This is a genomic window from Fibrella arboris (assembly GCF_041321095.1).
Lineage (GTDB): Bacteria > Bacteroidota > Bacteroidia > Cytophagales > Spirosomataceae > Fibrella > Fibrella arboris.
The window spans coordinates 198896-223179 of sequence record NZ_JBGGWE010000008.1 but is presented as its reverse complement, the minus strand read 5'-3'; the positions used below and the strand labels follow the sequence as shown (position 1 = coordinate 223179).

The following is a 24284-nucleotide window of genomic DNA, read 5'->3' as shown; positions in this document are numbered from 1 at the left end:
GTTTACTACCGCAAAGTCGCAAAGAATTACGCTAAGGGCGCGAATTTTTATAAGTTATTGACAACTCGACGCACCCCTCTTTTCAGGAGGGCAACGTTAAAGTTAATCAGCAGTCCTAGTCTACAGTCAGTTAGTCGCAGGTACGTTATCATCTGCGCAAGGTGAGTGTCTGTCAGAGATTCAACTGCTTTTAATTCAAGGATGACGCGGTGTTCTACCAGGAAATCCAGGCGATACCCAAGCTCCAGCTTGATATCATCATAGATAAGCGGAACCACTTTCTGACGTTCAAAAAACAGACCTGCTTTATCTAGTTCATAAGCTAAACATTCCTCATAGGTTGATTCAAACAAACCAGGTCCCAGGCGTCGATGGACTGTTAGTGCACACTGAAAAGCTAAACGAGCAATATCGTTTTCGTCCATTTCTTAGCGCCCTTAGCGTAATACCTTTGCGTCTTCGCGGTGAACCTCTTCGTTGAGTGCTTCCAGGAACTGGTCGGCTTCGTCGGTGCCGAGGGCTAGCGAGGGGAGCAGTCGAATGGTGTGTTTACCAGCTACGCCCGTGAACTGTTTATGCCCAAACAGCAGGTTATGGCGTAGGTTTTCGACCGGGAAATCATACTCAATCCCGATCATCAGGCCACGGCCACGCAGGTCTTTATACCCACCGATCTGGCGAATTCCATCCATCAGGTACGTTCCCATACGGGCAGCGTTCTCGATCAGCCCTTCTTCCCGCATGATGTCGAGAACGGCAATGCCAGCGGTGCAGGCCAGGTGATTGCCACCGAATGTGGTACCCAACAGGCCATAACTGGCTTTAAACTCAGGAGCGATCAGGATGCCGCCAATGGGAAAACCGTTGCCCATGCCTTTCGCCATGGAGATAATATCGGCGCGGATGCCACTGTATTGATGGGAGAAAAACTGTCCTGTCCGGCCATATCCGCATTGCACACCGTCGAGAATAAGTACCGCCCCTGTTTCATCGCAACGGGTACGAAGCGCCCGCAGAAACTCGTCGGTGGCCACCTGGATACCCCCAACCCCCTGAATTCCTTCCACAATGACAGCACAGGTGTGGGTTGTAATCCCGGCTTCCAGCCCTTCGATTCCGTTGAACGGCAGAAACGTTACATGCTCCGTTGAGTTAACCGGGGCCACAATAGCGGGGTTATCAGTGGCAGCTACGGCACCGGCTGTTCGCCCGTGAAATGATTTAGTGAAGGCCACTACCCCTTTCCGGCCCGTATGGAACGAAGCCAGCTTAAGCGCATTTTCATTCGCCTCGGCCCCTGAGTTACAGAGAAACAACGAATAGTCGGTATGACCAGACAGCTCGCCCAGCTTATCGGCCAGTTCCTGCTGCTGCGGAATATGGACCGAATTAGAATAGAACGAAATGGTATGAAGCTGGTCAGTCAGCGCCTGAACGTACCTGGGATGCGTATGGCCGACTGAAATAACGGCATGACCGCCGTACAGATCGAGGTACCGTGTGCCATTGGCATCCCATAAGTAGCTGCCCTGCGCCCGGACGGGCTCGATATCGTAGAGTGGGTAGACGTTAAATAGCTGTGACATACGAACGTGCTTTGGTGATAAGTCGGCAAAAATACGGATTTTGAGGGGGGATAAGCACAAAAAAAGCCTCCAATTAGGAGGCCACTTTTCGTAAAAAGACTAGTCCGGTCATCAATCAGTCCAGTTGAATTTTCTCCAGAAACGGCTTGATGGTCAGTAGCGACTGCTCCGGTTCCTCCATCATACCCAGGTGGCCCGAATGCGCCAGAACGACATACATGGCCGTTGGTAGCTGCTGGTGTAAGGCCTCGGACCGGTCAATGGGAATCGCCTTATCATGGCGGCCAGCGATGATCAGCACGGGAAACGTTGCCTTTTGTAACATGGCTGTGCGGTCGGGCCGGGTACGTATGGCCTGCAAGCCCGAGAGCATTGCTTTGTTGGGTAAATTCTTGTGCGCATCGACCACCTGCTGAATCGTATCCCTCAGCGGCTCGCGGTGTTCGTCGGCGAACATAGCAGGAATGCTTTTCTCGACAAATACATGCCCTTGCTCTGTTTCCAGCGTTTTCTTTGCCTCTTCCCGCTTCTGACGTTGCTGGTCGGTATCGGCATCCGCATAGGCTGTGGAGTTGAACAGCACAATACCCTTCACCCGGTCAGGGTATTTTTCGGCGGTAGCCAGCGCAATATAACCGCCCATCGAATGGCCGATCAGCACGCAGGGGCCCATGTCGGACGAGCTAAGCTGGCTGTGCAATTCGTCTGCATAGGCCTCAACGGTATCATGCTCCGTTAGCCGGGAAAAGTCGGGTTTAACAATGGCGTAATCGTCAGCTAATGCTGAAGCCAGGAAATCCCAGATCATCGGGCTAAGTGGATGACCATGTAGAAAGACAAGGGTTGGACGTTTGTTCATTGGTCAATTGGTTGAGGTGTTTCCGCCATAAACAACAACCGGGCGACTTGTGTTGGGAATACCCATACACAAGCCGCCCGGTTAGGAAATAGACAGGTAGATGCGCCGGCAGATCATTCCCCACCAGCTGTATACATCGGTGCTGCCCTATGCCTGGTTAATCACACCAAGGAGTATGAGCACAAGCCCTGCGATCAGGGCGATGAGGCCAATGGTGGCACCAACGCCGTTGCCGATCAACAGCAGCAACAAACCAATCAAACCGATAATAGCACCCAGGCGAACGTACCCGGTCATAGCCGTTGTCTCCTTGGGAGCCATATGCTTTTTGATCTTCTTATCGATGCTTTTCAGCATGGTCCGCTCCATAAAGCTAGCCTTCTTCGTAGTCGCTACTGGTTGAGCTACGGACGTCAGGTTTACCTGAGCCAGCATTCTCTCTGCCTTTTCGATCCGTTTCGTCAACCGGCGATCTGTTGAATTGGCTGCTTTCAGGCTTACCAGTGCATCTGATGCTTGCTTTGTCTGCGCAGTTACTGGCGGCGAAACAGCAGCCACTTCGGCAGCGGCTGTGGTCGAGACGTCGGCAATGACAGGCGCGGCGTCATCGGCTACAAGGGCTGGTTCGGTCGCTTTTTGCTGCGAATAAAAACGCTCAGGCTGCGATTTCTGGAATGTGGCAACGGGGCGGCTACAAGCCGTTAAAAGGGCGGCACCGGCCAGCGAAAGAGTCAGAGAGTGAATGAACTGTTTCATACGTGTACGTAAACCTTGGTAGTTATTAACGTGAATGGCTATTAAAGAAGACCCAAAATAACTAGAACGATACCAACAACCAAGGCAATAAGACCAATGGTGGCCGCCGTGCCGGTTGTCAGCAGCAGGAGCAGAAGACCGATCAGACCGATCACCAGACCGGCCGTCAGCGTGCTGCTGCGCATGGGTTGCTCAGGAGCCAGGTGCTTCTGAATTTTCTTGTCCATGCTCTTCAACATCATGCGCTGCACAAGGCTTGTTTTTTGTGTGGCCGCTTTTGTTTCTACCGCCTGCTGTGGGGTAGTGGCCAGCACCTCACGGATTTTGGTGATCCGCCGCTCCAGTTTACGCGCATCGGCAGGGCGTGCTTTCGTTGACGCATAGGCTTCAGCTTTGGTCAGCGCCTCGTTGATTGTAGCGGCAGGTGCCACTGGCGCAGGTGTTGCTTCTGCTAGCGCGGGAGCAGCGGTTACCGGCTCTGCTGTGGCTACTTCTTCAGTGACTACCGGCGTAGCCGGCGTTTGTGCCGAATAGAAGCGTTCTGCTTTTGATGGTTGAAATGTAGCGACCGGACGGCTGCAAGAACCAAGGAAAGCCGTAACGGCCAGTGCAATGAATGTGTGTTTTGTCGACGTGTACATAACGTTCGTGTATAAAGTGAGAAATAAGCTATCTGCCTCCTAACACGAACCTATGATGAATGTTGCGAACAACTGACGGAATGGACCCAACGAACGACTGTCCAGAAGAAACAAAAGCCAAAGTCGCACTGCACCGACCCGTTCAGATCGATGGCAGCGCGACTTTGGCCAACTTCCTTTTTATGCGGTTGATTACTCAGGCGGCCTTACGCAGTTCAAAGGCGGCGGTTCGGCTGAACTTCTCAGAAGCATATTCGTGCGTAATGGTCAGTTCTTTATTCCCCTCCTGCGATGGCATCTCGAACATGGCATCGGTAATAATTGATTCGCAGATCGACCGGAGGCCGCGCGCGCCCAGGTTGAAGACAAGTGCCTGGTCTACGATATAATTCAGGGCAGAATCGTCCCAGCGAATGGCGATATCATCCATAGCAAATAGCTTGTCATACTGCTTGGTGATCGCGTTTTTGGGTTCTGTCAGTATGCGCAACAACGCTTCCCGGTCGAGGGCTTCCAGGTGGGTCAGCACTGGAAGCCGACCCAACAGTTCCGGAATGAGACCAAACGATTTCAGATCCTGTGCCGACACATACCGCATCAGGTGGCTCCGGTCTGTACTGGCGTGTAGCCTCCGTTCGTCGGTAAATCCGATTGGCCGCGACGTAACCCGTTTGGCAATGTGCCGTTCGATACCGTCGAATGCGCCGCCGCAGATAAATAAAATATTTTCCGTGTTGATCGAAATCAGGCGCTGATCCGGGTGTTTGCGGCCTCCATGGGGTGGCACATTCACCGACGACCCTTCGAGCAGTTTGAGCAGGCCCTGCTGTACGCCTTCTCCACTTACATCCCGGGTAATTGACGGGTTATCCGATTTACGGGCGATTTTGTCGATCTCATCGATGTATACGATACCCATCTCGGCCTGTTCGATCTTGTAGTCGGCGGCCTGTAGCAGGCGGGTCAGCACCGTTTCAACGTCTTCGCCAACGTACCCAGCTTCGGTGATAACGGTGGCATCGGCAATGCAGAAAGGCACATCAAGCATTTTGGCGATCGTGCGGGCCAGGTACGTCTTACCCGTTCCGGTTTCGCCCACCATCAGAATATTCGACTTTTCAATCGTGATCTCGTCGGCCGAGCTCGGTTGCATCAGCCGCTTGTAGTGGTTGTAGACCGCTACCGAGAGCACTTTTTTGGCTTCATCCTGCCCAATGATGTACTGATCCAGAAACCGCTTCATTTCCAGCGGCTTGATCAGGTTGAGCTTTGGCGGCTCCACGCTCTGGTTCTTCTTCGGACGGGTTTCTTCAACAACCACCTCGAATCCTTGCTCGATACAATGGTTACAAATATGGGCGTCAATGCCCGAGAGCAATAATTGGACTTCATTCTTACGGCGTCCGCAAAATGAACAACTTATTTGTGGCATAGCGCGTAGGCGTTACGTATTGGTTGTCTGTGTGTAAATGCAACGAGTTGTATAGGACCTATGTTGGACCGCTCGTTAAAAAGGCTTAATCCAAGAGCAGATTTGTCACGTCGGTCCAGTTCATCATCCGCTCAAAAGCCGTTTCGTCACGGTTATGCAGTGCATCGAATAATAGGCCCTTTCCGCTGAAGGTATGCAGGTTATACGGCATATCGTCGATGAGATACTCTGCGCCGAGGATGCTTTTGTCTCCTAGAAAGATAATGTTTTTCCAGTGAATGGTCGGGAAATACCGCGCCAGCCAGTCATATTTTTCCCGGAACGAGTTGGGGAACTCCATGGCCGCTGTAGCCACAAATACGTCGTACTTTTCCTGTAGCGCAACGATAGCCTCCTGGGCGCCAGGCATCACCTCAATATCGGCAAAGAAACCGGGCTCGAAGATTTGTTCGTGGATCGATTTCCGCTCGTTCTCGTCCAGAATCTCCTGAAACGCTTTTTCCTGAAGCTCCGCCAGTTCATAGCGTGGTGCGCCAGAAGCCAGATAAAGCTGGATCAGTTTGGCGTGGGTATTGGCCAGCACATCGTCCTGATCAATACAAATGCGTTTTTTCATGCTTGATAGTTGGTAGTCGGGTACGCAAATTTTTTATGAGCACGCGGATTATGCGGATCAAAAGGGATTGACACAGCTTATTGGCTGTAAGCGGATAGATGGGTACATCCAGTTAATCCGTGTCAATCGGTTTAGATCCTCTCGATCCGCGAACTATGTATCACAACACATCAGGCTCGTTCCAGGCTTCGAAGTAGTCAGCTACGCGGCGGACAAACTGCCCACCCAGCGCCCCATCCACTACCCGGTGGTCGTAAGAATGGCTCAAAAACATGAGTTGACGGATACCAAGCAGATCGCCCTGAGGGGTTTCTATCACTGCGGGCTTTTTCACGATCGCGCCAAACGCCATGATCGCCACCTGTGGCTGCACGATGATTGGCGTGCCCATCAGGTTGCCGAACGTACCTATGTTCGAGATCGTGTAGGTCCCGCCCGCCAGGTCGTCGGCTGTCAGTTTATTCTCGCGGGCCCGTTTTGTCAGGTCATTCACCTTCTTGGTCAACCCGATCAGGTTATACTGGGCAGCATCGTGAATAACCGGGACAATGAGGTTGCCCGTTGGCAGCGCCACGGCCATGCCGATGTTGATGTTCCGCTTCACCAGAATAGAATCGCCCTCAACGGAAACGTTGATCATCGGAAAATCGCGAATGGCTTTTACGATCGCATCAATCAGGATTGGCGTGTAGGTCAGGTTCTCGCCGGTTTGCTTCTTGAAAGCCTCTTTGTTGGCCGTCCGCCACTGCACAATCGCGGTCATGTCGGCTTCGACGAACGACGAAACGTGGGGCGAAATCTGCTTCGATTCAACCATCCGCTGGGCAATCATCTTCCGCATCCGGTCCATCTGAATAATATCTGCCGAACCGTTGAGGCCAGGGGCTGGGGCCGTAGGGCGTGGAGCCTGGGGCGTGGGTTTGGCTACTTCTTGCCCTACACCCCCGGCCCGCTGCGCTTCGGCCCGATCGAGCACGTAGGCCAGCATATCTTTTTTCGTGACCCGGTTATCGGAGCCACTGCCGGGAATGGTATCGAGCTCGGCGCGGGAAATCCCTTCTTCACGGGCAATATTCAAGACCAGCGGTGAATAAAATCGCCCCTCAAACGGCGTTCCGGTCGAGGCGGGTACCAGTCCGGGTTTGGTGCTCATCGAACCGATGCTGGCTTCCAGGTCCGAAGCAGACTGTCTGACATCGGCTTCTTCTACATCATTGGCCGCGGCGGCATCAACGCCTACCTCTTCCAGGGAAGCCAGCGGGGCCGGATCTGTTGACTCGCTACCCGACGCACCTGCGCCCTGCGCCACTTCGATGCGGGCAATGACCTGGCCGATGGGTACTACATCGCCGTCGTTGACGAGCCGTTCTTTCAAAACGCCAGTGGCCGAGGCGGGTACTTCCGTATCCACTTTATCAGTAGCCACTTCCAGCACCGATTCATCTACCTCAATACGGTCGCCTACCTGTTTCAGCCAGGTAATAACCGTACATTCCATTATACTTTCGCCCATTTTGGGCATAACCATGTCGATGAGAGCCATCCTTGAGTCAGGTTTCCAGTTTCGGGTCTCAGGTTTCAGGCTACTCCGCTTTTTCACCTTCTGGTTATCAGCAACGTCACTTGACACCTGGAACCTGAGACCCGAAACTTACATTAATTGTTCACGTAGAAGATTTAGCAGGTACGTTGTCGTGAGCGTGATGTTCTGCTCGCGGTACTGGCCCAGCCGTAGCAGTTTCGTTATCGTACCATGATCAGTCGCTACCGCGATCCAGATAGTGCCAACGGGTTTATCGGGCGTTCCGCCATCGGGGCCGGCAATACCGCTGGTAGCGATGCCAACGTCGGTGCCGAGCATGATCCTGACGCCCTCGGCCATTTCGCTGACTGTCTGTTCACTTACGGCGCCAAACTGCCCGAGCGTTTCAGGATTCACGCCCAGCGCAATAATTTTCACTTCATTGCTGTAGCTGACCACGCCACCGGCAAAGACCGACGATACGCCTGGCACCTTCGTCAGCGTGGCCGCAACCTGGCCCCCCGTGCAGCTTTCGGCCACACCCAGCATCAGGTTTTTATCCTTTAAAAGCCGAATCACGACGGCTTCGATTTCATCGTCGTCATAACCATACACGTTCTTCTCAACCAGGGGTAGCACGCGGGCAACCTGCTCATCGAGCTCCCGGCCAAGCTGTTCATTATCCGTGCCGGTCGCGGTCAGCCGGAGCTTCACGCCGCCAAAACCAGGCAGATACGCCAGTCGAATATGCGGCGGCAGGGCGTCTTCCCAGGCTTCGATCCGTTCGGCCAGGAATGACTCACCAATGGCAACAGTCCGAATAATCTTATGCCGAATTACCGGCATCACGAAGCGCTCTTTCAGCTTTGGCAGCATCCGGTGCGTCATCAGGTTTTTCATCTCAAAGGGCACACCCGGCAGGGAGATAAAGACGGTTCCCTGTTCATCGAACCACATACCAGGGGCCGTTCCCCAGTCGTTCTGAATGTACTCGGCGTTTTCGGGCAAGTCGGCCTGCATTCGGTTCAGATCCGTCATTTCGCGCCCTCGTTTCTCGAAGAAACCGGTTACAAAGGTCAGCGCTGTCTGATTGCGGACCATGCCCACACCGAAGAAATCGCAGAGTGTCTTTTTTGTGATATCGTCTTTCGTTGGCCCAAGTCCGCCGGTAATGATCACCACATCGGCGCGGGCGGCAGCTTCGGCTAAGGCGGCCAGAATAACGCTGGCTTCGTCGCCAACAGACGTTTTCCGAATGGGTCGGATGCCGATACTGGTTAATTCAGTGCTTATCCACTGGGTATTGGTATCAACGATCTGGCCGAACAAAATTTCGTCACCAATGGTAATCACTTCGGCCCTGATGGTAGTTGGCATAGATAATGGTTAAGCTAACATGAACGACGGAGTTCCGTGTTCGGTATTATAGTATAACATAAACCTGCCCCTTTACCGCCGTGTTGGGCAGGAGCAGAAATTTTGTGGTCTGCACTTTACATTTTTCATGTACCACTGTCAAAAGTACGTAAAACAACCTATTGAGATGAAACCAATTCGTGCGTGGGCCCTGGGCCTCTCCCTCCTGGTTACCGGGGCCGCTCAGGCTCAGGATACTACCAGCAAGTCTGCTAATCCCCGTTCAAACAGTCCGCTTGGCAAGTTGGGTGGTTTTTTGGAGAAGGTGGTGCAACCAGCAGCCTCAGGCGGCTCGCTGACATCGGCAGATATTGCCACCGGCTTGAAAGAGGCACTACGGGTCGGCATCGACAAAGGCGCAACGCAGGCGTCGGCACTGGATGGCTACAATAAAAACAACCTGATCAAAATACTTTTTCCGCCCGAAGCGCAGCGCGTTGAATCGCGGCTACGCCAGCTGGGATTTGGCAACCAGGTCGATCAGTTTGTACTGGCCCTGAACCGCTCTGCCGAAGATGCCGCCAAGAAAGCCAAGCCCGTGTTTTTTAAGGCCATCACGCAGATGAGCATTCAGGATGCGGTGGGCATTTTACGGGGTGGGCAGGATGCCGCCACCCAGTACCTCCGGCGGACAACTGGCCAACAACTGGTCAATGAGTTTACCCCGATCATTGACAGCACGCTGAAAAAGAATAACGCCACTAAATATTATACTTCATTAGCCTCGACCTATAACCGGATTCCGCTGGTGAAGCCCGTGAATGCCAACCTAACCGAATACGCCACGAATAAGGCTGTCGACGGGTTGTTCATTCTGGTTGCGCAGGAAGAGAAACGTATCCGTGAAGATCCCGTCGCCCGCGTCACCGATATCCTGAAGCGGGTATTCGGGAGTAACTAGTTTTTCACCGCAAAGGCGCAACGGGGAGCGCAAAGACCGCAATTTGTGTTCTTTGTACTCCCCGTTGCGCCTTTGCGGTGAAAAACGTCCACTTATAAAACGATATTGACAATAATCAGTAACGTACCTAACACGGCTACTTTTTTTGTTACTACGCTCATTATGTCTTTTGCGCGATGATGACCCTACAAGCTATTTTTAGTGAAACAGCCACTGAGGCCGAACAGCAGTGGTTGGCAACGAAGCTAGCCATGCCTACCTCCGCCAGGCTGTCTGCTTTTGTGGCGGCGCCCCGTTTCGTACACCGGCGGCACGTACCCGGCAGGCCCGACTGGACAATGGACCAACTGGCGCGGGTGTTGCTGCTGACGTCCATTGCCCCTGAACCGGAAGCTGACTATGTAAAAGCGATTCAAACCTTATTCGATACGGCCGAGCTACAGGAGCTGGTGTCCCTTTATTCGGCGCTTCCCCTGCTCGCCTACCCCGAACGCTGGCTCTTTCAGGCCACCGAAGCCGTCCGGTCCAACATGGGTCCGGTCTTCGATGCCATTGCGTTCGGTAACACGTACCCAGCCACCTATTTCCCCGAACCGGCCTGGAATCAACTGGTGCTGAAATGTATCTTCAACGACAAGCCCATTACCCGCATCACGGGGCTTACCCAGCGCGCGAACCAGACGCTGGCAAACGATCTCTCTAATTTTGCGCACGAACGATGGGCGGCCGGCCGAACGGTACCAGCCGAGGTGTGGCAGTTGGTTCCGCCGTTCATGAACGAAACGCTGCTTGCCGACGTAAAAAAGCTAGCGCAGTCGGCCGACGAACGGGACCGGCTCGCCGCCCGTCAGGTTTGTGAGGAAACCACCTACGAGCCCGCAAAAGCGTTATTAGATAGTGTGCAATAACCGTTGTGCATGACTTATTAGCCATCAACCCCGTATCCATGAATCCTTCTCACGCCGAAGAAGAAGCCGTTACGCCAGCCGCCGCCCCGGTAGCCGAAACGCCCTTCGATTATCCATCATACATCCAGGGAATGCGTTTTTTCGACCCGCATATCCACATGACCTCCCGCACCACCGACGATTACCAGGCGATGGCCGATGCCGGCATTGTTGCCCTGATCGAACCCGCGTTCTGGCTCGGCCAGCCCCGAACAGGCCTTGCTACCTTCAAAGATTATTACAGTAGTCTCGTAGGCTGGGAACGGTTCCGGTCGTCGCAATTCGGCATCAAACACTATTGTACCATTGGCCTGAATTCGCGGGAGGCCAACAACGTACCTCTTGCCGAAGAGGTGATGGACCTGTTGCCGCTCTTTGTGTACAAAGAAGGCGTGGTCGGCATTGGTGAGATCGGGTTCGACGATCAGACCGCCGCCGAAGATCGCTTTTACCGGGCGCAGCTGGAGTTGGCCAAAGAGAGTGGCCTTCCGGTCCAGATCCATACGCCGCACCGGAACAAAAAAGAAGGCACCGAGCGCAGCATGGCCATTGCCCTTGAACACGGCCTGGACCCGAAGATGGTTATCGTGGATCATAATAATGAAGAAACGGTGAAGTCGGTACTCGACAAAGGCTTCTGGGCAGCTTTCACGATCTATCCGTTTACGAAGATGGGCAACGAACGAATGGTTGAGGTGGTACGGCAGTATGGACCAGAGCGAATCATGGTCAATTCGGCGGCAGACTGGGGCATCAGTGATCCGCTGGCCGTGCCAAAAACGGCGGCCCTGATGGTCATGCGTGGCATACCGCTCGAGCACATCCGGCAGGTCACCTATCAGAACGCCATCGATGCTTTTGCGCAGAGTGGCCAAATCAATACCGCCGATTTTGCCGACGGTGTGGCCATTGATCAAAGCCAGAAATTCAACGGAAACACCATTCTGCGGGGTGGTCAGCAACCGAGGTTCGATAAAAATTCGGTCCTGATCAACTAAGCGGAAAAGCCAGCCCGAGTGAACGAGTGACTACCCGCATCAGTTGTCGGTAGTAGCCATTCGTTCACTCGGGCTGGCTTTTGACGTAGCTGTTTTTAGTCATGAAATCATATTTGCAATTGATGCGGCCGGCTAACCTGGTCACGGCGGTAGCCGATGTACTGGCAGGCCTGTCGCTGACGGTGCTGGCGGTCAGCGAATCGTTACTGGCATCGGGGCAGCCTGTCTGGCTGCTGGTGCTGGCAACGATCGGGCTTTATGGCGGCGGAGTCGTATTGAATGATGTGTTCGATGCTGAACTCGATGCGGTTGAACGCCCCGAACGCGCTATCCCCAGCGGCCGGGTTACCCTGTTTCAAGCCTCGGCGCTAGGCATAATGCTCCTCACTCTGGGCATTGCGCTGGCCTTCGGGTATAGCGCACACACAGGCTGGCTGGCGGCCCTTATTGCTGGATTAGCCGTTTTCTATGACCGTTATGGCAAGCACCTGTCGTGGTTTGGACCAATTAACATGGGGCTTTGCCGGGGGGTTAATCTGTTGCTTGGCGTTGGCGCAGCAGGCAGTGGGGCTGTTCGGGCCTTATGGTGGCTGGCCCTGGTACCCGTTATCTACATCGCGGCCATTACCATGATCAGTCGCGATGAAGTGCATGGCGGTAAACGGCGCACGCTCTACGCAGCAGCGGCTTTTTATCTGCTGGTGAGTTCAGCACAGCTGGTAATGGCAGTCCGGGCACAAACGTTACTGCTTACAGCAGGTTTCGTTGTCCTTCACCTCTTTCTGATCGGGCGGCCCTTATACAAGGCGATTCAGCACCCGATAGGCCCGAACATTGGCGGGGCCGTTAAAGCAGGCGTCCTGTCATTGATTGTCATGGATGCCGCCTGGGTGAGCGTTTCCGGCAACTGGCCCGTTGCGCTGGGTACGTTGCTCCTGCTTCCGTTTTCTATCTGGCTGGCTAAAGCCTTTGCGGTTACGTAACGGACCGTGAGCCATTGCTTTCGCCCGATCCTTCAACCAAGTGAGGGGGGTGAAGGATCGGGCGAAAGCAATGAGTTCAGGAGGGGTTTTATACGATAAGGTCTACTTCACCTTCTCCTGCTTCCGCTGCATGTGTCGGGTACGGTGCTTTTCTACGATTTTTGCCCGCTGATCGGCTGGTAGTGCGTTAAGTTTGGCTTGCCGCTGCGCGCGGTGTGCTTCGCGGAAGGCTTTTCGTTCGTCGGGCGTCATTTTATCAAACTTGGCCTTCCGGTCGGCTTTCAGCGCCGCCCGCTGTTCTGGTGTCATGTCTCGATGCCGCTGATGCAGGCCAGGCGAGTTCGCAGACGTAGGGGAACCCGGTTGTGTCTGCGCGTAGGCACAACCGGAAAGCAGCAGGGCCACCGCCACTAATTTTATCGTTTTCATGTTCATGTGTTGGTTTGACGTAATCAACCCTTTGACAGAGCGGTGCCTGAATGGTTTAGCCGCGTACAAATCATTATCGAAACATGGGTAATCATGGGTAAATTTGTCTTTTCCTTTATCTGACTACTTTGAAATGACCTCACTTCAACAATCATTCAGCGTTCCCTTCACTTATTCTGTTTCGTTCACTACTAATCTGTTCAGCGTAACGAATCCAATCCTCCGTGATTTCCTGACGCAACAGGCGGCACACGGAACAAGTAAAAAATTGCTGGTTGTAGTTGACGAAGGCGTAGCGCACAATCACCCGACGTTAACCGCCGACATTCGGACGTACCTGGCTTCTACTACTGCCGTTCAGCTCGTTGCTGACCCGATCTATGTGCCCGGTGGCGAAGCCGCCAAAAATGACCCTGCTCTGGTTGATCTGATCGTTGATGCGGTGAACGACTATGGCATAGACCGCCATTCTTACATCGTGGGTATCGGTGGCGGCGCAGTGCTTGATCTGGTAGGCTATGCTGCCGCCATTGCCCACCGGGGCGTTCGGCATATTCGGATCCCAACCACCGTACTGTCGCAGAATGACTCGGGGGTTGGCGTGAAAAACGGGATAAACTTCAAAGGGAAGAAGAACTTCGTGGGTACGTTTGCACCACCAGTTGCCGTATTCAATGATGCCCATTTCCTGACCACACTCGACGACCGCGACTGGCGATCGGGCATTGCTGAAGCCGTAAAGGTGGCGTTGATTAAAGACCTGTCTTTTTTTGAGTGGCTGGAGGCGAATACCAGTGCCCTGGCTCACCGAGACAGTGAGGCCATGAGTTCCCTCATCTATCGCTGCGCTGCTCTTCATATGCAGCATATTTCGGGGGGCGACCCTTTCGAGATGGGGTCGGCTCGTCCGCTGGACTTTGGCCACTGGGCCGCGCATAAACTGGAATACCTTACTAACTTTTCGGTTCGGCACGGCGAAGCGGTAGCCATCGGTATCGCCCTCGACGTGGTTTACTCGCAACTGGCTGGCCGCATTCGGGAAGTTGATGTTGACCGAGTCCTGCGTGTACTGCAGGGGGTTGGCTTCGATCTGTTTCATCCGGCTTTGGCCGAAAACAACAGCGAGCATCTCGTCCGTGGACTGGCTGAATTTCAAGAGCACCTCGGCGGTGAACTGACCATTACCCTCCTCGATGCGCTGGGTACAGGCGTTGAAGTACATGAAATGGAGGTATCGCTTATCCGACAGGCCGTGGCCAGACTGGAAGTTAATTCATTGTCAAACGTATAAAGAGGTACGTGTCGGGTTTCAGGGTTCAAGTTTCAAGTTTCAAGTTTCAAGTGCTCCGCTTATCCAGTATATCGTAATAAGCGGAGCACTTGAAACCTGAACCCTGAAACTTGAAACCTGAAACTCGGAACCCGACACGTATCCCACGAAACCTCCCTCCATGCACCTCGGCTACTGCACTAATATTCACCCCGGTGAAACGTGGAACGACCATTTTCAACACTTGCGCGAGCAGGTTCCAGCCATTAAAGCGGCCGTTTCACCGACCGATCCACTCCCATTGGGTCTCCGGCTTGCCAACCAGGCCAGTATCGACCTGATGACTGATCCGAACCTCGAGGCCCTTCAGTCGTGGCTCTCGGAAGCAGGTTGCTACGTATATACCATGAATGGCTTTCCGTATGGTGGTTTTCACAATGAACGGGTAAAAGACCAGGTACACGCGCCCGACTGGACCACCAACGAACGGACCGATTATACCATCCGCCTGTTCCGGCTGCTGGCCAAACTCCTGCCCGACAGCGAGACAGACGGCGGCGTTTCTACCTCGCCCCTATCGTATCGGTTATGGTGGACTTCGGCCGAAGCCAGACAGCAGGCCACACAAATGGCTACGCAAAACGTGCTCCGTGTACTGGATGCGTTGATTCGCCTTCGGGCCGAGACGGGTAAGGTGCTCCACCTGGACATTGAGCCCGAACCCGACGGCCTGCTCGATAATGTGGCCGATTTTGTGGCCTGGTATACTCAGGACCTGCGGCCAGCCGCCAGGATGCACCTGGCCAAACAGCAGGGCCTGAACGAACCCGATGCGGATGCTGCCCTTCGTGAGCACATTCAATTATGCTACGATGTTTGCCACGTGGCGGTCGCCTACGAAGACATGGAGACCGTGCTGGCATCGCTGGCTGAGGCCAATATCCGGGTAGGCAAAGTGCAGGTCAGTTCCGCCATCCGCCTTCAGTTCGCACAGGATGCACAGGCCACCTATCAGGCCATTACCGCCTTCGACGAACCAACGTACCTGCATCAGGTGGTGGCCCGCCGGTCAGACGGTACGCTGACGCATTACGACGACCTGCCCGATGCGCTGGCCGACTTCGATGCGAAAACCCACCGGGAATGGCGCGTTCACTTTCACGTACCCTTGTTTCTGGAGCGTTATGGCGTTTTACAGTCTACGCAGCCTAGTGTAATCGACGTGTTGAACAGGCAACGTACCCAGCCGTTTACCAATCAGCTCGAGATAGAAACCTATACCTGGGGCGTACTGCCTGCCGATCTTCAGCTACCCATCAGCGATTCGATCAGCCGCGAGATCGACTGGGTGAAAAAAGTGCTTCATGTTTACTGACATAGGTATTCCCCGAAAAAGAGGGGCATCTTTATGGATACGGAACGGGTTTAAGCCGTTGTAGCGGCACCGGGCGCCTAAGGCCGAAGCTCCAGCTTCGGTAGTTTTGAACAGTCTTTCACTACCGAAGCTGGAGCTTCGGCCCTACAGGGAGTTATGAACAAGACCGTAGTCATAGACATTGTTGGCCTCAGTGCCAGTCTGCTCGGCGAGCATACGCCGTTTTTAACGCAATACATCGCCAAACGGCATCTGACCTACATTAAGCCGGTGCTGCCAGCGGTCACCACTACCGCACAAAGTTGCTATGTGACCGGTAAATGGCCGTCGGAACACGGCATTGTCGGCAATGGCTGGTATGACCGGGAAGACGCCGAAGTAAAATTCTGGAAACAGTCGAACAGGCTCGTTCAGGCCGAGAAAATCTGGGAACGCGCCAAACGCGAAGACCCGTCCTTTACCTGTTCCAAGATGTTCTGGTGGTATAATATGTACGCCTCCGTCGACTATTCAGTAACGCCGCGCCCGCAGTACCATGCCGACGGCCTGAAAATGCCCGACTGTTACAGCCACCCGGCCGAACTCCGTGATGAATTAACCCAACAGTTGGGTACGTTCCCGCTGTTTAACTTTTGGGGGCCAAATGCTAATATTGTTTGCTCGAAGTGGATCGCTGATGCCTCGATGTACGTCGACGACAAACACAACCCAACGCTGACGCTCATTTACCTGCCTCACCTCGACTACGGCCTTCAGAAATACGGCGTCGACTTTGGCAAGATGGCAAGTGATCTGCGGGAGATCGATCAACTGGTGGCCGACCTGGTCAAGTTTTATGAACAGAAGCAGACAAAGGTCATTCTGCTGTCTGAATATGGGATCAACAGCGTCAGCAGGCCTGTATACATCAACCGGGCACTTCGCGAGGCGGGTTTGATTGCGGTGCGTGTTGAAGCCGGGCGCGAACTGCTCGACGCCGGGGCCAGCGCGGCCTTTGCGGCACCCGACCACCAGATAGCCCACGTGTATGTCAATGACCCCGCCCAGCTACCTCGTGTGAAAGCCTTACTGGAAGCGTTGCCCGGCGTCGCCGACGTGCTGGACGAAGCCGGTAAAAAAGCCAATCACCTCGACCACGAACGGTCGGGCGATCTGGTCGCCATTGCCAAAGCTGATAGCTGGTTTGCCTACTACTACTGGCTCGACGATGCCAAAAAGCCTGATTACGCGCAGATAGTCGATATTCACCGCAAACCCGGCTACGACCCCGTTGAGCTGTTCATGGACCAGACAAACCCGTTGATTAAGGCCAGGGCAGGGTATAAACTGGCGCGTAAGTTGCTGGGATTCCGCTACCTGATGGATGTCATCTCGCTCGATGCCACCCTGGTGAAAGGCTCTCATGGTGGCGTAAACATTGGCCAGGAATATTACCCGGTACTGATCACCGATACTACCGTTGCCGAACAGCCTGAATTAGACGCCGTTGAGGTGTATGACGTGATCTGGCAGCACCTCAACAGCCCAGTTTTAGCGCCAGTACGTTCTTAAAATGCTTAATTTTGATCCAAAATAAGTTTACAGTTTGCTGCTTACCGTCTTCTGTTGCTCCGCTGTGGCCAGATACGTACCTGAGCGAAGCAACGGAAGACGGTAAACAGCAAACTGTAAACATCCTCCAAAATGCGCCAATCCGAAATAAATTTCACCGTTGAGCTAGACAACGACAACGTACCTGACAAAATCTATTGGGACGCTACCGATAACCCAAACGAAGGCCTGAATGACACAAAAGGCGTTTCTATCGCTGTTTGGGATCATTACCACCGCAATACCCTTAAAATCGACTTGTGGACAAAAGACATGGAAGTCGGCGACATGAAGCGGTTTATGATCGAAATTATGGGCGGCATTGCCAGTACCGTACGCACCGCCACCAACGACGCAGCCATGGCCGACGATATCGACAATCTTTGCCGTAGCCTGAGCAAACGGGTCGAAGCGGAGTTCCGGGCCGAAAATCAGGCAGGCAGGTAATCCCAGGCGATCTCTTACAGTTCTCACCGTACTTATCCCATGTATCGTTTGTTTTCACGTCAACTGCGGCCATTCTTCCTGCTGATCGGCCTTTTTTGCACTACGCAGGTGATTGCTCAAAAAGGAGTCGCTTTTCAGCAGGCACCCCTGAGCACCGTGTTCAAATCGGCCCAGAAGGCAGGTAAACTCGTTTTTGTAGAGGTTTATTCGCCCGACTGCCATGTTTGCCAGAGCTTCATGCCCACGCTGGCCGACAGTCGGGTTGGCAAATCCTACAATGCCAAGTTTGTCAGCACAAAAGCAGACGTGAACCAGCCAGCAACCCGCGAATGGCTGAAGTCTAAAAAATACTATGTGCCCTCGCTGCCGCTGTTCCTGTTTTTCACGCCCAATGGCGAACTGGTTCATTTTGCCATGAGCCAGAATTCGGCCGATGAACTGATTCGTCACGCCAACAATGCGGTGGCCCCGTCGACACGCAGCCAGACCTGGAAACAGCGATTTGCTGCCGGCGAGAAATCACCCAATTTCCTGATCGATCTGGCGATGTACAGCCGGGTTATCAGCGACACGGTGACAAACATGGCGGCGATGGAGGCGTATGCCAGTCAGCAGCCCGCCAATACACACGCCAGCAATACCAACTGGCTGGTAACACAAAAGCTGGTCATTGATATGGATAACCCACTCGCCCGCAGTCTGGTCAGCAACATGGCCGTCTACAAAAAACAGTATGGGCAGGCGGCCGTGGATGTGGCGGAGAATATCCTGATGTCGTCGCTCTATAGCAGTCGTGGCGGCCGGTATTCACCCGCCCAGATCAAGCAGGTATACGACGGACTTACGCGCATTGGTATCGATCCCAAAGTGGCTTCGTCGCGCACGTTACTACCTGAAGTGAACGCGTATTTCCGGCTTAAACAGGCTGGACAGGCTGCCGAACGCATGAACAGTCACATTACCACACATTCGCTGTCGGTACCCGAATATATTTACGTGGCCCGGTTGTATAACCGCAACAGCCCTGACCCCGCCGATGTACCCTCACTAACGAAATGGATCGCTAAAGCGCTGGCCCTGAAGCCGACACCCGCTGAACAGACAGACTTGTATTTTGAGCAGGCTGAAGCCTACCGCCGGGCCGGCCGGGCTGCCGAAGCGCGCCAGGCAGCTACGCGGTCGATGGAACTGGCCCAGGCTAACCACATTGATACCAAGCGAAATACTGAACTTATCAATAAATTGAAGTAAAGTGTCAGGTTTCAAGGTTCAAGTTTCAAGGTTTCAAGTTTCAGGTTTCAAGGTTTCAAGTTTCAGGTTTCAAGGTTCAGGTTTCAAGTGCTCCGCTTGTCATGATATGCTGGCTAAGCGGAGCACTTGAAACCTGAAACCTGAAACTTGAAACCTGAAACCTGAAACCTGAAACTTGAAACCTGAAATCTGAACCTTGAAACCTGACACTTTTAGAAACGTTTCGATACCACTATGCGCACAGACTGGACCCGCGACGAGGTCGCTGACATTTACAATAGCCCTGTACTAGACCTGATGTACCGCGCCGCCACGGTACATCGGCAACACCACGATCCGCAGGAGGTGCAGGTCTGTACGTTGCTATCGGTCAAAACGGGTGGTTGCCCCGAAGACTGCGCTTATTGCCCGCAGGCAGCCCGGTACCATACCAACGTGAAGGTACATAAGCTGTTGGAAGTCAATGAGGTGCTGGAAGCAGCCAGCCGGGCCAAAGCAACGGGCAGCAGCCGGTTCTGTATGGGCGCCGCCTGGCGTGAAGTGCGCGATAACCGCGATTTCGACAATGTGCTCGATATGGTACGTGGTGTCAATGCCATGGGTATGGAGGTCTGCTGTACGCTCGGTATGCTGACCGATACCCAGGCACAAAAACTGAAAGATGCCGGGTTATATGCCTACAACCACAACCTGGATACCAGCGAAGAATTCTACGGCGACATCATCAGCACACGTACCTACGACGACCGGCTGGATACGCTGGGACACGTCCGCGACGCGGGTATCTCCGTCTGTTCTGGTGGCATCATTGGCATGGGTGAATCGCATAATGACCGGATCGGTATGTTGTTAACCCTGGCTACACTACCCCAACACCCAGAGTCGGTACCCGTCAATGCGCTTGTGCCGGTCGAGGGAACGCCTTTAGAAGAGCAGGAACGGGTGTCTGTGTGGGAGATGGTACGGATGATCGCCACCGCCCGGATCATCATGCCGACTGCCATGGTGCGGCTATCGGCGGGACGGGTACGCATGACTACCGAGGAGCAGGCACTTTGCTTTTTGGCTGGTGCCAATTCTATTTTCGCCGGCGATAAATTGTTGACGACGCCCAACCCGGATGTGGATGCCGACCAGCAATTATTTCAAACGCTCAACATCCGGCCACGCGCTGCCTTTAAGGATAGCAGCAAGCCAGCGGTTACGTTTGAGCAGATTCCAGCTTAGTTATTTATTAAGCGGTTATCTAAACACAGGTATTCTCCCTTTTAGCCAGGCGTCAGTCTGGCTTTTTTTATTCCTAGCCGGGAAAAAGGCAGTAGTTAGTTTATGAACGGGGGGCCGTTTTCTCACTATTAATACCATTTAGTGGCGAAAAAGGCTATTTAACACCGTTCCCTCATTCATTTGTGCTGAATGCTATGCATAGTCACTCTATATCGTTACTTGACTAAGCAGCCTTCTCCAATACTAAACTGCCGATCGATGATAGATGAATCCCCTTGTTACCGTTGTGATACCTACTTGCCTTGATCAGGCAATGCTTCGGGACTGTTTACTGGCCCTTTCTCAGCAGAAGCTGTCGCTCAGTCAGTTCGAAGTCATTGTAGTTGATCAGATGAATGACCGTGCAACGGCTGCCCTAACCCGAGAAATAACTTTCCAGACGGGCTTATCTATCCGGTACGTCAGTCAGCGGCGCAATCGAAATGCAGCGGCGGCTTGTAACCGTGGCTGGCGATTGGCCAGTAGTCTTTTTATTGCTTTCACGCGCGAGGACTGTATTCCTCAGCCGCTTTGGCTCACAACGGCCCTGCCTATGTTCCACAGTGGCGCTCAGGTGGTGGTTGGTCGTATTCAGGTTCCGTTGCCCAGTCAGCCAGTCACGAACACAACGGGGGCCAATCTATTCTGTCGACGCAGTTTGCTGGAGGAGATCGGTGGGTTCGATGAATGGCTGGATCGTAAGAAAAGTCATGAGTTAAACTGGCTACAGAAACTCGCCAAAGCAGGCATCCCCGTTACCTCCTGTCCCGATGCGGTAGTGGTTTATCCGGCCAGGCGGTCATCCTGGCTATCCAGCATTCGGATCACCATCTCGAAATTACTAGTAACCCTTCTTATCGGCTTACCAACTTATTTCAATTCAACCTATGAGCGTTGTAAAACCAGCTATCCGACACCCGGCCCTAATCGCCTACTTGGCAGGTGCAAACAATTACACCTGGCTTTATTTCCGGAACGGCGAGAAAAAGATGCTGGCCAAACCCATCAGTTACCTAGAAACCCAACTTACCGAGTTCGTACGGGTACATAAAACTGCGCTTGTCAATCCGGCCTGCGTTGAAAAGCTTCAGCAGCCCCCCCGGCAGCGCATGGCTGGCAGCGTCGAATTAGAAGGGGGTATTGTCTTGCCTGTTAGCCGCCGACGGTGGCGCGAAGTGGTGACTGCCCTTCAGCCTTATCTTTCGCCGGGCAGTGATACCTCAGTGGCAGATATACCACTGGAACAGCCAATCGCCCCGCCACTGCCGCCGGAGGGGCCAGCACTCGTTACGACGTCTCGGCCGGTACTTTTAATTACTGAAGAAAGCAGCACTCAGTCGATAAAATGGTCGCTCGAATCGCGGTGGCCGCAGTATATACTACATACGATGAGTCAAAGCAGCCACCTGCCAAGAGTTCTGAGCTTATTATCGGCCGATGAGCTGCCTGCTTTGATTATTCTCGACGCCAGAACCCTGACGCTTGAGCGGTTGAATACGTTGGAAAAATTGAAACAGCACGAGGATTTCGGCCAGATCCCGATTGTGCTTGTCGTACCTCCAAACGACGAGGCCATTACAACTGGCTACCGCCGTCGCGCCAATTCGGTCATCTCGTTACCTGACAACCTGGCACCAATAGCGCCGACCGTTGACAGAATTTGTCAATTCTGGCTCAGAACAGCTGCTTTACCTGTAGCCGTTTAAGCAGCCGTTAGAAGGCAAGACGCATGGGGGGAAGCGTAACCGTTTCCCACCAGTATATCCGTAGTTGCTTGAAGTACTCCAGCCATTCGGAAAACACGGTAGGTTTGACCAGATACGACGAGCTACCACGCCGGTATGATTCCGTAATATCTGCCGGCATATTGGAGCTGCTCAACACCACCACCGGAACCTGATTGCAGGGGGCTATTAAGTTTTTGATGTCCGCCAACACTTGCCAGCCCTGATCCCGTTCGGGTAAGTACAGGTCGAGCAACACTAGTTTTGGCATCTCCCATTCGTCTCGCGACCAGTCAATCAATAAATCGTGGGCTTGCTTGCGATTCGCAGCTCTGAGCGGTACAACCTCCGGTATCACCTGAAGCATGGCGCGTTGGATGAGGACCCAGTAATCATCATTGTCCTCGACGACCAGAATACGGGCGCGTTTAAAGTTTGTTCTGATCGTTTCGTTGTCATGTGCGTAGGTCATACTATTCATGGGTGAACCAATAAGCATCTAAAATAGCCTATTGCTGGTTATGTGCACGAACCAACCAGTAAAACTTATGCATCGGCCCTTCAACACTTCTACCCTACTAATCAGCACATTACGGTGTTTTGCTATATAAAACCCTAGTTAACCAACTGAATTTGTTGACTAATATTACAGAACGGCTCGAAGACAAGTCGTACAATCCTTCTTTTGGACCAACAAGGTGCCTGGGAATAGAGTCCTGATCATCACGGTGTGGCACTGCCAACTGAGTACGCTGGGTACGTCTGGCCAGTTGGCAGTGCCAGTCAGAACGTACCTAGGCTACCTGCGGGGCTGCCTCTTTTTTAAAACGGGCCTTTAGCTTAGTCCATGCGATCAGGTAGGCGTCCTTGTCAAACAAGCGAGAGTCGAGACGGGCCTGGCGTAGCAGGTACAGACCAACAGGGAGTAACACTATATTAGCCATCCAGGCCCCCAGCACTACGGGCCAGGCGCCATCTTTCGCAAATTTATCGCCCAGCAGCGTCAGCACATACAACACGATAAAGAAGATGATCGATACCAGCACGGGCAACCCGAAGCCACCCTTGCGAATGATTGCCCCCAGCGGCGCCCCAATCAGGAACATGATAAAGACAGAGACTGCCTGCGTAAACTTGTGGTGGCTCTCCAGATCATAAGCGTAGGAGCTTTTCTCCTTCTCGGCCAGATACAGAATGTTCGATTGGGCGTATGATAGCATACTTTGTGCCTGTGAAAGTGCCTGCTGTTCTACCTCAACCGGGTTAGACCTACGGAGCGGACGCGCCAGCAACGTATCAATCCATGCACCCTCCGTTACCTTTTTTGCCTGAAGCACAGCGTCAGCTTTGAACTGGTAGGTGTAATAATTTCGGGATGAGCTCGCGACACTTAAACTGGCTCTTTTTGCCTCCCTGGTCAACGAATCCGCAATGGAAGTCAGCTCCGTCAGCGTCTTCATATAGGGATGATACTCAAACTGCTGCTCGTCTGTCCGGTGCAAACCAAACGATTCCAGACTAATCACCAGCTTATAGTGTTTGAAGCCATTACGCATAAACTGCGTCGGCCGCACGGTACCGCCACCGGTGTAGGTCACGGCAGTACGACCGTCCGTATATTCCTGGTAGTCGTTCCCGTTGGTCAGCTCAAAGACCAGGTACGACCGGCTTGGATCAGTATACATCCGCCCCGACTTAGCCAGAATAATCTCGCGGTTGCCCGACTCAATACCTGACGTACTATTCTTATAAATAACCAGGTTGGTCAGTGAATCTCCCTGCTTTTTGTCGACCTTGATACTGTAGCCGGGCAGGTCATTATAAAAAATCCCCTCTTTCAGGTTCAGTGCTGCCTTGGCAGTCTTGATATCGTATAACAGGCTATATGCCTTTAAATTGGCCCAGGGAGCCACCTTGTTGTTGAACCAGAAGGAAAAGCCCATAAACAGCACGGCCAGTACCAGCAATGGACGCAGCGCACGGGTGAGTGAAATACCCGCACTTTTCATGGCGGTTAGCTCGAAGAACTCACCCAGATTACCGAAGGTCATCAATGACGACAACAGTACGGCCAGTGGCAGTGCGGTGGGTACGGTTAAGACGGCGAAAAAGTAGAGCAATCGGCCAAACGTAGCCAGTGTGATGTCTTTCGAGACAAATTCTTCTATATACAGCATCAGTAGCCGCATCAGAAAAATAAAAATGACGACGGCTAAGGTCAGAAAGAAGGGTCCGAAGAATGACTTCAGAACGAGTTTATCAATCTTTTTCACGA

General features: G+C 53.2%; 24 protein-coding genes. 12 read left to right on the top strand and 12 right to left on the bottom strand.

Annotated features, from left to right (window positions below; all coding sequences use genetic code 11):
- Nucleotides 1–47 precede the first annotated feature (47 nt).
- From ACAW75_RS16025 to ACAW75_RS15985, 9 genes are all read right to left on the bottom strand, one after another.
- On the bottom strand, nucleotides 48–425 hold the full coding sequence (locus ACAW75_RS16025; protein ID WP_370729743.1) for a GxxExxY protein: 378 nt from the start codon (nucleotides 423–425) through the stop codon (nucleotides 48–50).
- A gap of 12 nt (nucleotides 426–437) precedes the next feature.
- Nucleotides 438–1586: an aspartate aminotransferase family protein gene (locus ACAW75_RS16020; protein ID WP_370729742.1), complete on the bottom strand. Its 1149-nt coding sequence runs from the start codon at nucleotides 1584–1586 to the stop codon at nucleotides 438–440.
- A gap of 115 nt (nucleotides 1587–1701) precedes the next feature.
- Nucleotides 1702–2445 (bottom strand): alpha/beta fold hydrolase, encoded by a 744-nt coding sequence (locus tag ACAW75_RS16015; RefSeq protein WP_370729741.1) that lies wholly within the window; start codon nucleotides 2443–2445, stop codon nucleotides 1702–1704.
- 147 nt (nucleotides 2446–2592) lie between these two features.
- On the bottom strand, nucleotides 2593–3201 hold the full coding sequence (locus tag ACAW75_RS16010) for a hypothetical protein (protein WP_370729740.1): 609 nt from the start codon (nucleotides 3199–3201) through the stop codon (nucleotides 2593–2595).
- A 41-nt stretch (nucleotides 3202–3242) separates the two neighbouring features.
- Nucleotides 3243–3842 carry a hypothetical protein gene (locus ACAW75_RS16005; protein WP_370729739.1) on the bottom strand — a complete coding sequence of 200 codons (600 nt, stop codon included), beginning with the start codon at nucleotides 3840–3842 and terminating at the stop codon, nucleotides 3243–3245.
- A gap of 196 nt (nucleotides 3843–4038) precedes the next feature.
- Nucleotides 4039–5274 carry an ATP-dependent Clp protease ATP-binding subunit ClpX gene (gene clpX, locus ACAW75_RS16000; protein WP_370729738.1) on the bottom strand — a complete coding sequence of 412 codons (1236 nt, stop codon included), beginning with the start codon at nucleotides 5272–5274 and terminating at the stop codon, nucleotides 4039–4041.
- A gap of 85 nt (nucleotides 5275–5359) precedes the next feature.
- A complete protein-coding gene (locus ACAW75_RS15995) occupies nucleotides 5360–5890 on the bottom strand; it encodes a 5' nucleotidase, NT5C type (RefSeq protein WP_370729737.1) in 531 nt (176 codons plus the stop codon).
- Nucleotides 5891–6050: 160 nt separating this feature from the next.
- The gene (locus ACAW75_RS15990; protein WP_370729736.1) at nucleotides 6051–7433 is read right to left on the bottom strand and encodes a dihydrolipoamide acetyltransferase family protein; all 1383 of its coding nucleotides are present in this window, start codon (nucleotides 7431–7433) and stop codon (nucleotides 6051–6053) included.
- Between the two features lie 108 nt (nucleotides 7434–7541).
- Complete coding sequence (locus ACAW75_RS15985) at nucleotides 7542–8789, bottom strand: competence/damage-inducible protein A (RefSeq protein WP_370729735.1); 1248 nt, start codon at nucleotides 8787–8789, stop codon at nucleotides 7542–7544.
- A 166-nt stretch (nucleotides 8790–8955) separates the two neighbouring features.
- On the opposite strand from ACAW75_RS15985, the gene ACAW75_RS15980 reads away from it, so the two are divergent.
- The 4 genes from ACAW75_RS15980 to eboC all read left to right on the top strand — a co-directional run bounded on the left by ACAW75_RS15980 (nucleotide 8956) and on the right by eboC (nucleotide 12657).
- The gene (locus tag ACAW75_RS15980) at nucleotides 8956–9729 is read left to right on the top strand and encodes a DUF4197 domain-containing protein (RefSeq protein ID WP_370729734.1); all 774 of its coding nucleotides are present in this window, start codon (nucleotides 8956–8958) and stop codon (nucleotides 9727–9729) included.
- A 176-nt stretch (nucleotides 9730–9905) separates the two neighbouring features.
- On the top strand, nucleotides 9906–10637 hold the full coding sequence (locus tag ACAW75_RS15975; RefSeq protein ID WP_370729733.1) for an EboA domain-containing protein: 732 nt from the start codon (nucleotides 9906–9908) through the stop codon (nucleotides 10635–10637).
- A gap of 38 nt (nucleotides 10638–10675) precedes the next feature.
- Entirely contained in the window at nucleotides 10676–11674 is a 999-nt protein-coding gene (locus ACAW75_RS15970; protein WP_370729732.1) for a TatD family hydrolase, read from the top strand.
- A 101-nt stretch (nucleotides 11675–11775) separates the two neighbouring features.
- Nucleotides 11776–12657 carry a UbiA-like protein EboC gene (gene eboC, locus ACAW75_RS15965; RefSeq protein WP_370729731.1) on the top strand — a complete coding sequence of 294 codons (882 nt, stop codon included), beginning with the start codon at nucleotides 11776–11778 and terminating at the stop codon, nucleotides 12655–12657.
- Between the two features lie 102 nt (nucleotides 12658–12759).
- On the opposite strand, the gene ACAW75_RS15960 is transcribed toward eboC, so the two are convergent.
- Entirely contained in the window at nucleotides 12760–13086 is a 327-nt protein-coding gene (locus ACAW75_RS15960; protein ID WP_370729730.1) for a hypothetical protein, read from the bottom strand.
- A 133-nt stretch (nucleotides 13087–13219) separates the two neighbouring features.
- Here ACAW75_RS15960 and ACAW75_RS15955 point away from each other — a divergent pair, with 133 nt between their 5' ends.
- From ACAW75_RS15955 to ACAW75_RS15920, 8 genes are all read left to right on the top strand, one after another.
- Entirely contained in the window at nucleotides 13220–14377 is a 1158-nt protein-coding gene (locus ACAW75_RS15955; RefSeq protein WP_370729729.1) for a 3-dehydroquinate synthase, read from the top strand.
- Nucleotides 14378–14537: 160 nt separating this feature from the next.
- Nucleotides 14538–15731, top strand: coding sequence for a metabolite traffic protein EboE (gene eboE, locus ACAW75_RS15950; RefSeq protein WP_370729728.1), 1194 nt, complete (start codon nucleotides 14538–14540; stop codon nucleotides 15729–15731).
- A gap of 156 nt (nucleotides 15732–15887) precedes the next feature.
- A complete protein-coding gene (locus tag ACAW75_RS15945) occupies nucleotides 15888–17282 on the top strand; it encodes an alkaline phosphatase family protein (protein ID WP_370729727.1) in 1395 nt (464 codons plus the stop codon).
- A gap of 132 nt (nucleotides 17283–17414) precedes the next feature.
- Nucleotides 17415–17768, top strand: a complete 354-nt coding sequence (gldC, locus tag ACAW75_RS15940) for a gliding motility protein GldC (RefSeq protein ID WP_370729726.1) — start codon at nucleotides 17415–17417, stop codon at nucleotides 17766–17768.
- A gap of 39 nt (nucleotides 17769–17807) precedes the next feature.
- Nucleotides 17808–19019: a thioredoxin fold domain-containing protein gene (locus ACAW75_RS15935; protein ID WP_370729725.1), complete on the top strand. Its 1212-nt coding sequence runs from the start codon at nucleotides 17808–17810 to the stop codon at nucleotides 19017–19019.
- Between the two features lie 234 nt (nucleotides 19020–19253).
- Complete coding sequence (gene bioB / locus ACAW75_RS15930) at nucleotides 19254–20246, top strand: biotin synthase BioB (protein WP_370729724.1); 993 nt, start codon at nucleotides 19254–19256, stop codon at nucleotides 20244–20246.
- A gap of 265 nt (nucleotides 20247–20511) precedes the next feature.
- On the top strand, nucleotides 20512–21336 hold the full coding sequence (locus tag ACAW75_RS15925) for a glycosyltransferase family 2 protein (RefSeq protein WP_370729723.1): 825 nt from the start codon (nucleotides 20512–20514) through the stop codon (nucleotides 21334–21336).
- Nucleotides 21221–21991: a LytTR family transcriptional regulator DNA-binding domain-containing protein gene (locus tag ACAW75_RS15920; protein WP_370729722.1), complete on the top strand. Its 771-nt coding sequence runs from the start codon at nucleotides 21221–21223 to the stop codon at nucleotides 21989–21991. The genes ACAW75_RS15925 and ACAW75_RS15920 overlap by 116 nt, the downstream gene beginning before the upstream one ends.
- Nucleotides 21992–21998: 7 nt before the next feature.
- Here ACAW75_RS15920 and ACAW75_RS15915 read toward each other — a convergent pair whose 3' ends face one another.
- Together ACAW75_RS15915 and ACAW75_RS15910 are read right to left on the bottom strand one after the other, a co-directional pair.
- A complete protein-coding gene (locus ACAW75_RS15915) occupies nucleotides 21999–22481 on the bottom strand; it encodes a response regulator (RefSeq protein ID WP_370729721.1) in 483 nt (160 codons plus the stop codon).
- A gap of 322 nt (nucleotides 22482–22803) precedes the next feature.
- Entirely contained in the window at nucleotides 22804–24282 is a 1479-nt protein-coding gene (locus ACAW75_RS15910; protein WP_370729720.1) for an LptF/LptG family permease, read from the bottom strand.
- Nucleotides 24283–24284 lie beyond the last annotated feature (2 nt).